Genomic DNA, 13,642 nt, shown 5'->3' on the forward strand with positions numbered 1-13,642 from the left:
TTAGCTGACTAATGTCTGTTGTCTAATCAATTATTCAACGTTACGAACCCACCGTCAATCGGGTAGTCATTCCCCGTGATGAAAGCCGCCTCGTCCGAGCACAGGTACAATGCCAGGGACGCGATTTCTTCGGGCTGTGCCATCCGGCCGATGGGCTGGCTTTTAGAAAGCTTTTCGAACATTTCCGTCTCCTTGCCAGGGTAATTCTTGGCAATAAACCCATCCACAAACGGTGTGTGCACACGTGCCGGCGAAATGCTGTTGCACCGGATGCCTGCATGCAGGTAATCGCGGGCTACCGATAAGGTCATGGCCAGCACCGCCCCTTTGCTCGTGGAATAGGCAAAACGATCGGTAATGCCAACGAGGGTGGCTATGGAAGCCATGTTGAGGATAACGCCACCGTCCTGTTCTTTCATCATCGGCACCACCGCATGCAGCACGTTATATGCACCCTTGACATTGACCCGAATGATACGATCAAAATCGTCTTCCGACGTGTTCTCGAGGTTCCCTACATGGGCAATACCTGCGTTATTGACAAGGATATCGACCGGGCCGATGGCGGCAATCACGTGTTGAACGTCGCGCTGCGCACTTACATCGCATGGATGCACGTGGGCCTGCCCACCGGAATCGCGGATGGCTACAGCCAATTCCTCCGCTGCCGCCGTGTTCAGTTCAAGGATATGGACGGAAGCGCCTTCTTCGGCAAACCGCCAACTGATCGCACGGCCAATACCGCTGCCTCCTCCTGTAATAATAGCTTTCTTGCCAGCTAGTCTTTTGGTCATTTTTTTTGCTTTTTTGCTATTTGCTATTTGCTTAATGATTTATACTGATGTTGATTGCCTAATGTCTCACATCTCACATCTAAAGTCTCACAACGACACCCCCCGCCGCCAGGGGATGAAATCATCCTGTCCCAATTGCACGGCCTTGGGTTGCACCTTCCCACTTGCCACATCGATCACATAACGGAGGATCGTGTGTGCTACCTGCTCAATCGTTTCCTCCCCTTCTATGATCGTACCGCAATTGATGTCGATAATGTCAGGCATCCGCTCATAGAGCTTCGTATTGGTAGCCAATTTGACAACGGGTGCGATTGGGTTCCCGGTAGGCGTACCCAGCCCCGTGGTAAATAACACTACATTGGCCCCGCCGGCCACCTCAGCGGTCGTACTTTCCACATCGTTGCCCGGCGTACACAACAGGTTCAACCCCGGCTTATTTGCCACACCCGGATAATCCACGACAGCCGTCACCGGAGAGGTTCCTCCCTTTTTTGCCGCTCCGGCCGATTTGATGGCGTCGGTAATCAGACCATCCCGGATATTCCCCGGCGAGGGGTTGGCGTAGAAGCCCGAACCATCCGCTTCCGCCCGCGCATTGTACGTCCGCATCAGTTCCATAAACCGCAAAGCCGTTTCCTCATCCACGCACCGGTCGCTCAACTCTTGCTCCACACCACACAACTCCGGAAATTCGGATAAGATAACCGACCCGCCCATAGCCACTAGCATATCGGAGACGTAGCCCAGTGCCGGATTGGCAGATATGCCTGAAAACCCATCGGACCCGCCACACTCCAAACCGATGCACAGCTTACTGAGCGGTGCAGGTTGCCGCCGTTGTCCATTGGCCTGCATCAAACCGGCGAAAGTGTGTTTCAACGCCTGCTGAAGCAGTTCGGTTTCCGTACCCACCAGCTGTTGTTCGAAAATATAAAGTGGCCTGTCGAAATGCGGATCGCGCTTGGCGATTTCGTCGCGGAGTATAGATGCCTGCGCGTGCTGGCACCCCAAACTCAACACGGTTGCTCCCGCTACGTTGGGATGGGTGATGTATCCGGCAAGCAAGCCGCACAGCGCATCCGAATCGATGCGCGTACCGCCGCATCCCATCTCATGGTTGAGGAATTTGACACCATCTACGTGCTCAAATAGCCGCTTGCCGGCACCCTGCTCGCGATCGGTTGCGATATCTGCATTCAGGATATCCTCTACGGCCACACCGGATTGGTACAGGCCGATAAGCTGCTCGACTTCGGGCCTATAGTCGCGTGAGCGCTTACCGTAGCCCAGCTGGTCTTCGAGGGCACGCTTCATGACCAGCACGTTGCGGTTTTCACAGAATACCAACGGGATGACCAACCAATAATTGGCGGTACCTACCGTACCGTTTGACCGATGGTAGCCCAAGAACGTTTCGCCATCAAACATCGATACATCCGGCCGCTGCCAATCGGTACGTCGCTCGCCCAACTCAAAGGTACCCGCTGCGTGGTGGATGTTCTGCGTGGTGAGGGTCTGCCCCCGCTCCAGCGCCGTATTGGTCTTGCCTACCAGCACACCATACATGCGCACGTCGGCACCAGCTGCAAGGGGTCCGATGGTAAACTTATGTTTCGCCTTGACGCCGTCAACCACCGAAAAACGCTCGCCACGAAAGTCAACCTCCGTGCCGGGGGGCAGGTCGCGCAACGCAACCAGTACATTGTCATCGGGGTGTATCTGCAAAAAAAACCGATTGTTATCCATCTGATCGTTCATCGCTGCTAAGTTCGAAAATTTTATCCATTACTACCCATTTTTCCCCAGGTTTGGCACCGGGTATGGCTTTTTGAAATCTCCAGGTGAGCTGTTCCCATACTTTTACGTGGGGGTTCGCCGCATCCGCCGCCGCCTTATCGGTAAATGAAAAATCGTCATTTGCCTCCATGATCATAAACAGGCGATCAGCGAACCGATAGATATCCATTCGGGTAATCCCCGAACCGGTGATGGACTGCTCGATTTCGGGTGCGACGTTCCGGTGCAACTCCTCATATTCGGCAATCAGTTGCGCATCATTGTGTAAGTCCAATGCCAATGCATATCGTTTCATATACTACTATTTTTTTTATTTTCCCGATACCATCCATAACCCGCTACGGCGGCAAAACACAGCGCAGGCACCAAAAAGGAAATGTTGATGTTTCCGAGGCCGTCTGAAACCAGCCCTTGAAGATAGGTGAGGACAGCTCCGCCGAGGATGGCCATGATGAGCCCCGAACCGCCGATCTTCCGGTCGTCGGAAAGCCCTTCGCTTGCCAAACCATAAATCGTGGGGAACATCAGGCTCATACAGGCCGAAACAGCGACCAGCGCGTAAACTCCTGTTTGGCCACCGGTAAGCGACACCACCAAACACAGCACGACCGCGGCGAGGGCCAGGGCCAACAGCAGCCGCGTTGGCTTAACAAATTTCATCAGACCCGTGGTGATAAAGCGGGAAAGCATGAAAAATACCAGCGACAGGATGTAATAGTTGGATGCCGATTCTTCATTTACCTGCAACTCTTGCATGACATAGCGAATGGTGAAAGACCACACACCAATCTGGGCCCCCACATAAAAGAATTGCGCGATGACACCGTACACGTAATTTCTGTTTCTGCTCAGGCGGCCAAATGCAGCCCATACGTTGCCGCGGTCGGTATCGATGTCTTGCGGCATCCGTACCATTTTAATCAACAACCAAACCACGATCAACAACATCGCCAGTCCGACGTATGCTTGCATGACGGCAGACAGCTCCGCCCGCTGGATCTGCTCCAACGCCGAATGGTCCATCCGGATACGTTCTTCATCGCCGGCCTGGTGAAGTGCCGACAGGATGACATATTTGCTCAAGATCACGCCCGTTATCGAACCGATCGGATTGAATGACTGCGCCAGGTTCAGCCGTCGCGTCGCCGTTTCGGGTGGGCCCAAACTCAAAATAAACGGGTTTGCCGACGTTTCCAGAATAGAAAGCCCACCCGCCAGAACAAACAACGCCGCCAAAAAGTGCCCATACACCATGGTTTGACTTGCCGGATAAAACAACATTGCTCCCAGGATGAATAAACCCAACCCCAGCAATATGCCCGATTTGTAAGAAAACCGTCGGATATACAGTGCGGCCGGCAATGCCAGCACGAAATACGCCCCATAAAAAGCCATTTGTATCAACGACGTCTGCGCGTCTGTCATTGACATGATTTTCTTAAATGCGGCCAATAAGGTATCGGTCATGTTATTGGCCAGACCCCATAAGAAAAACAACGAGGTGATCAGTATCACCGGAATCATTGCATATCGCTTTGCCATATCATATTTAGTTAATCGGTCAGCATATTTTCAGACAACACAAAATAACTAAACAACGCATACAATAGCTGCCAACATATTAGCGATATATTAAGCTATATTAGCTTGTTTTTCCTATTATTGCTAAATATTGTGTTTTTTTGACTGACTAAACAGCATGAAACCCCAATTATTAAAGGTAAGCAAGGGGCCTGCCCATTCATTCAGCGTTCGGCGGGATACGGTACCGTATGCCAACAACCGCTGGCACTACCACCGGGAAGTGGAGCTGATCCATATTGAAAAGGGCAGCGGTACGCAGTTCATCGGCGACAGCATCCACAATTTTTCCTCGGGAGACGTCATATTGATCGGCTCCAACCTACCCCATTACTGGAGTTTCGACAGCAATTATTTGGATACCAGGGCGGCAAAAACCGCCGATGTACGCGTGGCCCATTTCAACGACGATTTTTGGGGTGCGGACTTCCTCGACCTTCCCGAAAATACCCCGATGAAACAATTGCTCCAACAGGCCAAACAAGGCGTTGCCGTGTATGGCAGTGCTGGTAAGCGGGTGCAAAAGCTACTGGCCGAATTGCTGGATACTGAGGGCACGAAGCGGATCATCCTCCTCATCGAGGCGCTCACCACCATCGCACACACCAAGGACCGCAAGCCCCTGTCATCGGTGGGGTTCACTCCCCATTTCCAAGGCGATGAAAACGACCGCATCAACAACATCTATGATTTCGCGCTGCAGCACTTCAGGCAACGGATCGCATTGGATGAAATCGCCGATGTGGCAGGTATGAGCAGCAATGCATTTTGCCGGTATTTCAAATCGCGTACGGGCAAAACATTTTCACAGTTCCTCATCGAAATACGTGTTGGCCACGCGTGCAAATTACTCATTGAAAACAACCTGAGTGTCAAAGAGATCTGTTTTGAGACCGGGTTCTATAATTTCGCGGGTTTCCACAAATATTTCAAGCAGATAACAGGAAAAAGCCCGCTGAATTATCGGCGGGCTTACCTGAAATAAGTTGTCAAGAACTATTGTTCTTCCGAACTGAGTGAAAACGGAAAATCAACTTTATCGGTTCCCCGCTGCTTATTGGGTTTATCGGTCATATCGAAATGCAGTACGGCCCCATTGACCAGATCGCTGTGTTTGAGGTAATTGCGGCCGTAAGCCTTGCCATTAACCGTTGCCGACTGGATATAGCGATTCTCTTGGCTGTTGTTGGGTGCTTGGATATCAATGGTTTTACCATTGGGCAGTTGGATGGTCACCTCCTTGAATAGGGGCGCTCCCACCACATACTCGTCGGTAGCCGGCGTAACCGGATAGAAGCCCAGTGCAGAAAACACATACCATGCTGAGGTCTGCCCGTTGTCTTCATCGCCACAATATCCATCCGGAGTGGGCAGGTACATCCGGTCCATCGTCTCGCGCACCCAGTACTGCGTCTTCCACGGTGCACCTGCATAGTTATAGAGGTAAATCATGTGCTGTATGGGCTGGTTGCCGTGGGCGTATTGCCCCATGTTGGCTATCTGCATTTCCCGGATCTCGTGGATGGTGAAGCCGTAATAACTGTGGTCGAACACCGGCGGCAGGGAAAATACGGAATCGAGTTTGGTTACGAACGCGTCATGCCCGCCCATCAACTGTGCAAGCCCTTCCACATCCTGGAAAACCGACCACGAATAGTGCCAGCTGTTGCCTTCGGTGAATGAATCGCCCCACTTGAACGGGTTGAACGGCGTTTGGAAACTACCGTCCTTATTCTTCCCGCGCATCAGCCCCGTCTCCTTATCGAAAAGTTTTTTGTAATTGAAGCTCCGCTCGCGGTACAAAGCTACTTCATCCGCGGGCCGCTTCAGCGCCTTTGCCAGCTGGTAAATCGCAAAGTCGTCATACGCATATTCCAGGGTCCGTGCAGCGTTCTCGTTGATGCCCACATCATAGGGAACATAGCCGAGTGTTGTATAATGTTCAGCACCCGCTCTGCCCACTGCGGTAATAGGCCCCGCATTGTTGGCCCCTTTCAGTAGGCCTTCGTACAGTTTCTCGATATCATAGCCCCGCAGCCCTTTGATATATGCGTCAGCAACCACGGAGGCTGAGTTATTGCCCACCATGATATTGCGGTATCCGGGGCTAGCCCATTCCGGTAGCCACCCGCCTTCCTTATAGGTGTTTGCCAAGCCTTCCTGCATCTTTTGGTTGACCTCCGGATAAACGAGGTTCAGGAAGGGGAACAATGCCCGGAACGTATCCCAGAAACCCGTATCGGTAAACATGTAGCCCGGAAGCACCTTGCCGTTGTAGGGGCTGTAGTGCATCACGTTGCCATGGGCATCATATTCGTAGAACATCCGGGGGAAGAGGATGGTCCGGTACAGGCACGAATAGAAGGTGCGTACCTGATCGATGGTGCCCCCACCTACGCGGACTTTGCCCAATTCTGCATTCCATTGGTCGGCCCCTTCCTGTCTGATGGTCTCGAAATCTTTGCTTCCGATCTCACGGAGGTTCAACCAGGCCTGTTCATGGCTGATGAACGACGATGCAACCTTGGCCTGCACCTGATCGCCCCGGTTGGCTATCCGGAAGCCCACGATGGCGCCCGCATGGTTCGCCTGTATTTCCAACTGATCGCTCACCAATACCGAATCGGCGAAGATCCCCGTATTGGCAAATGGCTGATCAAATACGATTATGAAATAATTCTTGAAGTTATCGGGCACGCCGCCGCTGTTGCGCGTCGTGTAGCCGATGATGGCATTCTCTTCCGGGATGATTTTCACGTACGAACCTTTGTCAAACGCATCGATCACAACGAACGCGCTATCGGTCTTAGGAAAGGTAAAACGGAACCGTGCCGCCCGCTCGGTTGGCGTAATTTCCGTCGTCACGTCATGGTCCGCAAGGTACACGCTATAATAATGGGGCTTGGCTATTTCTGCTTTGTGCGAAAACCAGCTTGCGCGCTCATCCTGATCGAATGTCTTTTTACCCGTGGTGGGCATGATGGAAAACTGCCCGTAGTCGTTCATCCATGGGGAGGGCTGGTGCGTCTGCTTAAACCCACGGATCTTATCGGCGGTGTAGGTATACATCCACCCGTCGCCCATCTTTCCGGTTTGGGGCGACCAGAAATTCATGCCCCATGGCCGGGCAATGGCCGGATACGTATTGCCGTTTGAAAGCAAATGCACGGATTGCGTACCCATCAAGGTGTTTACATAATCCAGCGGGTTATCAACGCGGCTCACATCTTGCGCTGAAGCGATCAGTGTGAACAGCGCGAGCAAAAAGGTCAATGGTGATTTCATTTACGTACGTGCTTGTTTATAGGATTTATACTGTGTAAATACGTTATCGTCCGCTAATATGGCAAAAATATCGGAAAACGAAAATGCTAAAAGTATTTAGCTAAAATCTTTGTACCTGGCGCTTTCGCGAATACCGCGCATTTTAGCTAAGTTTCTGCTGCTCCTTTGTTTTCAATGGCAGCAGAGAGATCGCTACATTCGCATTTTTGTGCGAATTTAGCTAAGTTTCTGCTGCTCCTTTGTTTTCAATGGCAGCAGAGAGATCGCTACATTCGCATTTTTGTGCGAATTTAGCTAAGTTTCTGCTGCTCCTTTGTTTTCAATGGCAGCAGAGAGATCGCTACATTCGCATTTTTGTGCGAATTTAGCTAAGTTTGCACCGGAAATCCAAACGCATAGAAACAGCGAATTATGAAATTACTTGAAGGAAAGACCGCACTCATCACCGGGGCCTCGAAAGGCATCGGCCGCACCATAGCCGAAAAATTTGCCGAACAGGGCGCAAACGTGGCGTTCACCTATCTATCTTCCGTAGAAAAGGGCCAAGCCCTGGAACAGGAATTGCAGGCCCACGGCACCAAAGTGAAGGGATACCGGTCGGATGCTTCCCAATTCGAGGCGGCCGAGCAACTGGTCAATGACATCGTATCAGAGTTCGGAACGCTCGACATCGTGGTGAACAACGCGGGTATCACCAAAGACGGCTTGCTGCTCCGCATGACGGAGGACCAATGGGATGATGTGTTGGAAGTAAACCTCAAGTCGATATTCAACGTGACCAAAGCCGCGTCGCGGATCATGATGAAAAACCGCAAGGGGGTGTTCATCAACATGAGTTCGGTGGTGGGTGTACAGGGCAATGCCGGGCAGGCGAACTATGCGGCTTCCAAGGCGGGTATTATCGGATTTTCCAAATCGGTAGCCAAAGAGCTCGGGTCGCGGAATATCCGCACCAACGTGATCGCTCCGGGGTTTATCCGCACAGAAATGACCGACGTACTGGACCCCAAGGTGGTAGAAGGCTGGGAAAAAGATATCCCCCTGAAACGTGCTGGCGAAACGGAAGACGTGGCCAACGCGTGCTTGTTCCTCGCATCGGACCTATCGGCCTACATCAATGGGCAGGTGCTGTCGGTCTGCGGGGGCATGCTTTAAAAATTGGGGTGTTGGGGGGAATAATTACGTAAATTTCGTTTAACTTCGCGTATGGTCGAAGGAAAAACAAAACCACAGTTTGACAAGCGTATCTTTTGGGACGTTGATGTGGACCGCTTGGATTTCGATAAGCGTGCGACTTTTGTTATCGAGCGGGTATTTGAACGGGGCGATGTGCAAGACATTCGAAATTGTAGACGGTATTATGGAGATGAGCGAATTACGACTGTCTTGTTAGCTGCAAAATTTTTACCGGATCACAGACTGCATTTAGCGAGCGCGGTGATAAACGCCCCTATAGAATCATTTCGATGCTACATCTTGAGACAATCGAACCCCGGACTTTCGCCTTATTAGAAAAATTACTTGGCTTGCCGGTACTCAATGATTTTCATTTGGTTGGAGGTACGGCACTTGCGTTAAAATACGGTCACCGAATTTCCATCGATTTGGATTTGTTTGGACTCAAAGATTTTGATAAAAATCGGATAGTCGAAACGTTGTCGAATGAATTTGGTGACGCTTTCGTTCCTGAATTAACCAAAGAAAAATGGGCTATATTTTGAATCATCACACCCCATGTCTTCCCAAAACCTCTTACAGCTTTACGATCGGGCTATTTCACACATCCGGCAGCACTTTATGGATGAACGGATAGATCGGATAACGATTGCTGCAGCACTGGGGTGCTCCACCCGGCAAGCTTAGCCGGGCATTTGAGGGGCGGTCTCTTACCCTCAACGCTGCCCTCCGATTGATGCGTCTATATAAGAGTCGGGAACTGCTGCGCCGGAAACGCCACCTCCCGATAGCGCGGATAGCCGCGATGGTTCATTTCCGCAATGCCAAGCACTTCGCCACGCAGTTCAAAAAACATTTCAGGTGCACGCCCAGCGAAGAACGGAAAGGGATGAAGTGAATATTTTCACCGGAGGCCCAACCGTTCCGTTGAAAGTGTTAACTGTTCAGTCCGAAGTGTAAGCACATTGGTAAAAACTGCTAACTGTTCCGTCCGAAGTGTAAGCACTTTGGTGAAAACTGTTAACTGTTCCGTCCGAAGTGTAAGTACTTTGGTGAAAACTGCTAACTGTTCCGTCCGAAGTGCAAGCACTTTGGCAAAAACTGCTAACTGTTCCGTCCGAAGTGCAAGCACTTTGGTAAAAACTGCTAGCTATCGCGTTTTCCAATATTGCTTATTTATTTAGCCAAAAAACAGCCATATAGACACTTCAAACCTCATTTATCCACAATAAATCACCAAAAAACAAACAAAAAAAAGGTTTGTATTTTCGCCAGTTTGCGGCGGTGTTTGGCAAAACAGCATTTAAATCTCGACCGGAAAACCGGCAAGGCGCATCTGATTCCAAAGATGATCGCTACATTTAGACACCCTCGTATAAACCATAAATTATGCAACCATGAAGAAAAGAGACAAAATCCTGGAAGATAATGACGTTGACAATCCCACTCTTTTTGAATACCCCTAAAACACTACCTTTGCAGGGATGAATAAGGAAATCTTCTCCATACGGACACGCCAAGCATTTGACGACGCGTGCATGCGGATATTCCACCACCAGGCCCGGCATTGTGCAGTTTACCGGAAGTACCTATCGTTCATCCGTATAGACCCTGCAACCATACAGCAACCCGAAGATATCCCCTTCCTGCCCATTGACTTCTTCAAGAACCACCGCATTGTCACAGGCCTGGCCCAACCACAACTCGTTTTCACCAGCTCGGGCACCACAGGCAGCGTACAAAGCAGGCATGATGTCGCCGACGCCGCCATTTATGAGCACAGTTTCCGTACAGCATTTGAACAATTTTATGGCGCACCCGCCAACATGGCCATATTAGCGTTACTTCCTGCCTATTCCGAGCGTGAGGGGTCTTCGCTTATTTATATGGTAGACGACCTGATCCGCCAAAGCGGGCATCCGTTAAGCGGATACTTCCTGTATAACCACGATGACTTGCATAAGGCACTGCTCCACCTGAAAACAGCAGGAACGAAAACCCTCCTTATCGGTGTTACCTATGCATTGCTTGATTTTGTTGAGGAGCACGCGGTGGATTTCCCCCAGCTTATCGTTATGGAAACCGGCGGCATGAAAGGGCGGCGGCGGGAGATGATCCGGGAGGAGGTGCATGAACGGCTGCGCGGGGGGTTCAACGTTGCAGATATCCATTCCGAATATGGGATGACCGAACTGTTGTCTCAGGCTTACTCGGCCGGAGGCGGCAGGTTCCGGTGCCCACCGTGGATGGAAATCCATATCCGCGATATCAACGACCCCTTCTCCCTATCGCCCATAGGCCGCACCGGAGCCATCAATATTATCGACTTGGCGAACATCCATTCGTGCGCCTTCATCGCTACGCAAGATCTGGGGAAGAAGCATGCCGACGGCAGCTTCGAGGTACTAGGTCGCTTCGACCAAAGCGACATCCGGGGTTGCAACCTGCTGGTGCAATAGGGGGTTGTCCTTAGCGCAAGCCCCGATCGCTGAACGTGTCACCCTGCCGGATGTCGCCCGTATCATAGCCCTTTTTAAACCAGTATGCCCGTTGTTCCGATGTACCGTGGGTGAACGCTTCGGGCGCTACGCGCCCTTGACTCTGCTGCTGCAAGCGGTCATCGCCCACTGCCTCAGCCGCTTTCATACCTTCCAGGATATCCTGCAGATCGAGGCGCAGTTCGGACGACCGATTCGCATGGTGTGCCCACACCCCGGCATAGAAATCAGCTTGCAGTTCGGTCATTACGCTTACCTTATTATATTCACGCTCGCTCAACTGCGACCGCAGTTTGGCGGTCTTATCCATCGTACCCAGTAGGTTTTGGATATGGTGCCCCACCTCATGGGCAACCACATAGGCCATGGCAAAATCGCCCGTGGCGCCAAATTGCTCGCGTAGCTGGTCATTGAAGCTCAGGTCTATATAGACTTTCTTATCGGCCGGACAGTAAAAGGGGCCATAGGCCGATGCGCCCATCCCGCAACCGTCCGTGGGGGTCTGGTCCCGGTAGAATACTAAAGTGGTCGGTTGGTAACTGCTGCCCGCACCCGAAAAAATGCTGGCCCAAACATCTTCGGTGCTCGCAAAAACAACTTCCACCATTTCGGTGAGTTCCTGCTCCTCCGCGCTGATTTCCACAGGCCCATCGGTCTGCTGTACGCCGGTGGTCTGCATCTGTTGCAGCAATTGCTCCGGGTCGCCCCCCATTAAGAGGCCAATGATCAAGACCACAATACCACCTACCCCTCCCAACGCTAATTTGCCTCCGGATGACATACCCCGCCTATCTTCTACGTTGGTGCTCCGTCTTTTACCTTTCCATTCCATAATATACGTGCATTAAAAAAGCCTCACATCGATGCAAGGCTCAGTTTATTATCAACACATGATGGCTGTCAGTTTAAAACGAAAAATCGTCTTTTGATTCTGCATCGTCAGCTACCCCTACCCCGTTGCCTTCATACCCGGGTTCGTAACGCTTCTCGACAACTTCCTGATGGGATTTGATATAGTCTACCACTTCGCCAAGCCCTTCCGCAAATTTCTCGAAATCCTCTTTATACAGGAAAATCTTATGCTTGATGAACACACCGTCTTCAAATCGCTTCTTGCTCTCCGTGATGGTAACGTAGTAGTCATTGGAACGGGTTGCCTTTACATCGAAAAAATAAGTGCGCTTACCAGCCCTTACCTTTTTTGAAAAAACCTCTTCACGCTCTTTGTTGTCAAAATCTCCCATTGTTAAGTTTTTTTATTTTCCTCATTCTCAGAATCGGGATAAATATAAAGCAATTTAGTCGATTAATACAAGTATTTTACTCGAATAATTTATTCTTAACGGCCCCATGGAACCCGCCTTCCATCGCCTTTTGTATCAGGCGCTGATAGGGCAGGTTTGACCCAAATTGTCAAAATTATGGCACCCCGTTAAATAACGCTGTTTGCACATCAGCCGCCGCGATTTACCGAAATAAAACAGCCATTTACCGAGAAAATAGCTATTGTTGCCTAATCCGTATTGCAGAAGGGGCTAATTCCCTATATCTTTGGCTCTATAGTTAACAATAGCTACGCTGATTCAGTTAGCGACTTTAATAAAAATAACAAGATAATGAACAGACAACGCCAACCAGCAAAATCGTATTCCAGCACAGGCCGCATGTGGGCAGGAATCATCATTGTCGGTATCGGATCAATACTGCTCGCTGGTAGATTAGGATTCGATTGGTTCTTTCCCGATTGGATATTCAATTGGCATAATATGTGGCCCATGGTACTCATCGTGGTGGGCTTGATCATCGGTGGAAACTCCAATTTCCGCAACCCGGCTTCCTACATCCTGTTGGGTTTGGGTTCGTTCTTCCTACTGAAGAACCTGACCGATTTTGACATCGGTGCATTTATATGGCCAGCAGTCATCATCGGTATCGGCCTTTGGCTACTCATGGGGAAAGGCAAAGGCGGCCCCTTTGCGCCGGGACCGGATAGACGCCGGCGATTCCGCGAACGATACGGAGATTATGAGTGGGACAAGCGCGTAAAAGATGAACCGAATGGCCCCGCAAACAGCGGGGCTACCGCTTTTAGTGAAACCGCCGGGTTCGATGAAGACCGCTCCCCCGACGATGCGGATCGCGACGAAGCAAGCGGCTTCACCAGCGAAGATTACCTCAAATCGACCGCTGTATTCAGCGATGTTAAAAAGATCGTCATATCCAAGCGCTTCCAAGGGGGGGAAGTTGTCAATATCTGCGGCGGTACAGACGTGAACCTTATCCAAGCAGAAATCCACCACCCCATCGTCATCGATGTATTCCAACTATTTGCGGGCATGAAGATCATCGTGCCATCACATTGGAAAGTGCAGTCAGACGTCGTGTCGGTATTTGGGGAGGTAGACGACAAACGCTTTACGCAGGGGTTACCCTACGATGAACAAAAGGTAGTTTACATCAAGGGCACCTCCCTTTTCGGGGGCATTACCATCAAAAACATTTAATCGG

Annotated in this window: 14 protein-coding genes; 7 read left to right on the top strand and 7 right to left on the bottom strand. The window is 50.8% G+C overall.

All coding sequences use genetic code 11. The features are described 5' to 3' along the window. Window positions 1-26 precede the first annotated feature (26 nt). The 4 genes from ACEVG1_RS13590 to fucP all read right to left on the bottom strand — a co-directional run bounded on the left by ACEVG1_RS13590 (window position 27) and on the right by fucP (window position 4,136). Window positions 27-794, bottom strand: coding sequence for an SDR family NAD(P)-dependent oxidoreductase (locus tag ACEVG1_RS13590; protein ID WP_374744286.1), 768 nt, complete (start codon window positions 792-794; stop codon window positions 27-29). 87 nt (window positions 795-881) lie between these two features. After that, window positions 882-2,555 (bottom strand): UxaA family hydrolase, encoded by a 1,674-nt coding sequence (locus tag ACEVG1_RS13595; RefSeq protein WP_374744287.1) that lies wholly within the window; start codon window positions 2,553-2,555, stop codon window positions 882-884. Then, the gene (locus ACEVG1_RS13600) at window positions 2,536-2,889 is read right to left on the bottom strand and encodes an L-rhamnose mutarotase (protein ID WP_374744288.1); all 354 of its coding nucleotides are present in this window, start codon (window positions 2,887-2,889) and stop codon (window positions 2,536-2,538) included. Before ACEVG1_RS13600 ends, ACEVG1_RS13595 begins: the two co-directional genes overlap by 20 nt. After that, window positions 2,886-4,136 carry an L-fucose:H+ symporter permease gene (gene fucP / locus ACEVG1_RS13605; RefSeq protein ID WP_374744289.1) on the bottom strand — a complete coding sequence of 417 codons (1,251 nt, stop codon included), beginning with the start codon at window positions 4,134-4,136 and terminating at the stop codon, window positions 2,886-2,888. Before fucP ends, ACEVG1_RS13600 begins: the two co-directional genes overlap by 4 nt. Window positions 4,137-4,293: 157 nt before the next feature. Between fucP and ACEVG1_RS13610 the strand changes: the two genes are divergently transcribed. Beyond that, window positions 4,294-5,160 carry an AraC family transcriptional regulator gene (locus ACEVG1_RS13610; protein ID WP_374744290.1) on the top strand — a complete coding sequence of 289 codons (867 nt, stop codon included), beginning with the start codon at window positions 4,294-4,296 and terminating at the stop codon, window positions 5,158-5,160. Window positions 5,161-5,171: 11 nt separating this feature from the next. Here ACEVG1_RS13610 and ACEVG1_RS13615 read toward each other — a convergent pair whose 3' ends face one another. Beyond that, entirely contained in the window at window positions 5,172-7,460 is a 2,289-nt protein-coding gene (locus tag ACEVG1_RS13615) for a GH92 family glycosyl hydrolase (RefSeq protein ID WP_374744291.1), read from the bottom strand. Between the two features lie 411 nt (window positions 7,461-7,871). Between ACEVG1_RS13615 and fabG the strand changes: the two genes are divergently transcribed. From fabG to ACEVG1_RS13640, 5 genes are all read left to right on the top strand, one after another. Beyond that, entirely contained in the window at window positions 7,872-8,615 is a 744-nt protein-coding gene (gene fabG, locus ACEVG1_RS13620; RefSeq protein WP_374744292.1) for a 3-oxoacyl-[acyl-carrier-protein] reductase, read from the top strand. A gap of 51 nt (window positions 8,616-8,666) precedes the next feature. After that, on the top strand, window positions 8,667-8,972 hold the full coding sequence (locus ACEVG1_RS13625) for a hypothetical protein (RefSeq protein ID WP_374744293.1): 306 nt from the start codon (window positions 8,667-8,669) through the stop codon (window positions 8,970-8,972). After that, a complete protein-coding gene (locus ACEVG1_RS13630; protein WP_374744294.1) occupies window positions 8,927-9,181 on the top strand; it encodes a nucleotidyl transferase AbiEii/AbiGii toxin family protein in 255 nt (84 codons plus the stop codon). The genes ACEVG1_RS13625 and ACEVG1_RS13630 overlap by 46 nt, the downstream gene beginning before the upstream one ends. A gap of 104 nt (window positions 9,182-9,285) precedes the next feature. Beyond that, the gene (locus ACEVG1_RS13635; RefSeq protein WP_374744295.1) at window positions 9,286-9,534 is read left to right on the top strand and encodes a helix-turn-helix domain-containing protein; all 249 of its coding nucleotides are present in this window, start codon (window positions 9,286-9,288) and stop codon (window positions 9,532-9,534) included. A gap of 586 nt (window positions 9,535-10,120) precedes the next feature. Next, window positions 10,121-11,095, top strand: a complete 975-nt coding sequence (locus ACEVG1_RS13640) for an acyl transferase (protein ID WP_374744296.1) — start codon at window positions 10,121-10,123, stop codon at window positions 11,093-11,095. 10 nt (window positions 11,096-11,105) lie between these two features. On the opposite strand, the gene ACEVG1_RS13645 is transcribed toward ACEVG1_RS13640, so the two are convergent. Both ACEVG1_RS13645 and ACEVG1_RS13650 read right to left on the bottom strand, forming a co-directional pair. Further along, on the bottom strand, window positions 11,106-11,966 hold the full coding sequence (locus ACEVG1_RS13645) for a neutral zinc metallopeptidase (protein ID WP_374744297.1): 861 nt from the start codon (window positions 11,964-11,966) through the stop codon (window positions 11,106-11,108). Between the two features lie 73 nt (window positions 11,967-12,039). Further along, window positions 12,040-12,378, bottom strand: coding sequence for a DUF3276 family protein (locus ACEVG1_RS13650; RefSeq protein WP_374744298.1), 339 nt, complete (start codon window positions 12,376-12,378; stop codon window positions 12,040-12,042). Window positions 12,379-12,750: 372 nt separating this feature from the next. Between ACEVG1_RS13650 and ACEVG1_RS13655 the strand changes: the two genes are divergently transcribed. Then, on the top strand, window positions 12,751-13,638 hold the full coding sequence (locus ACEVG1_RS13655) for a LiaI-LiaF-like domain-containing protein (RefSeq protein ID WP_374744299.1): 888 nt from the start codon (window positions 12,751-12,753) through the stop codon (window positions 13,636-13,638). Window positions 13,639-13,642 lie beyond the last annotated feature (4 nt).

It is taken from the genome of Parapedobacter sp. 2B3, from assembly GCF_041925275.1.
GTDB lineage: Bacteria > Bacteroidota > Bacteroidia > Sphingobacteriales > Sphingobacteriaceae > Parapedobacter > Parapedobacter pyrenivorans_A.

Excerpts from the sequence above, each read along its gene's own strand:
- ACEVG1_RS13645 (WP_374744297.1), bottom strand. The coding sequence starts at position 11,966 with ATGGAATGGAAAGGTAAAAGACGGAGCACCAACGTAGAAGATAGGCGG.
- ACEVG1_RS13625 (WP_374744293.1), top strand. The coding sequence starts at position 8,667 with ATGGTCGAAGGAAAAACAAAACCACAGTTTGACAAGCGTATCTTTTGG.
- ACEVG1_RS13610 (WP_374744290.1), top strand. The coding sequence starts at position 4,294 with ATGAAACCCCAATTATTAAAGGTAAGCAAGGGGCCTGCCCATTCATTC.
- ACEVG1_RS13640 (WP_374744296.1), top strand. The coding sequence starts at position 10,121 with ATGAATAAGGAAATCTTCTCCATACGGACACGCCAAGCATTTGACGAC.
- ACEVG1_RS13615 (WP_374744291.1), bottom strand. The coding sequence starts at position 7,460 with ATGAAATCACCATTGACCTTTTTGCTCGCGCTGTTCACACTGATCGCT.
- ACEVG1_RS13650 (WP_374744298.1), bottom strand. The coding sequence starts at position 12,378 with ATGGGAGATTTTGACAACAAAGAGCGTGAAGAGGTTTTTTCAAAAAAG.
- ACEVG1_RS13600 (WP_374744288.1), bottom strand. The coding sequence starts at position 2,889 with ATGAAACGATATGCATTGGCATTGGACTTACACAATGATGCGCAACTG.
- ACEVG1_RS13590 (WP_374744286.1), bottom strand. The coding sequence starts at position 794 with ATGACCAAAAGACTAGCTGGCAAGAAAGCTATTATTACAGGAGGAGGC.
- fucP (WP_374744289.1), bottom strand. The coding sequence starts at position 4,136 with ATGGCAAAGCGATATGCAATGATTCCGGTGATACTGATCACCTCGTTG.
- fabG (WP_374744292.1), top strand. The coding sequence starts at position 7,872 with ATGAAATTACTTGAAGGAAAGACCGCACTCATCACCGGGGCCTCGAAA.
- ACEVG1_RS13595 (WP_374744287.1), bottom strand. The coding sequence starts at position 2,555 with ATGAACGATCAGATGGATAACAATCGGTTTTTTTTGCAGATACACCCC.
- ACEVG1_RS13630 (WP_374744294.1), top strand. The coding sequence starts at position 8,927 with ATGCTACATCTTGAGACAATCGAACCCCGGACTTTCGCCTTATTAGAA.
- ACEVG1_RS13655 (WP_374744299.1), top strand. The coding sequence starts at position 12,751 with ATGAACAGACAACGCCAACCAGCAAAATCGTATTCCAGCACAGGCCGC.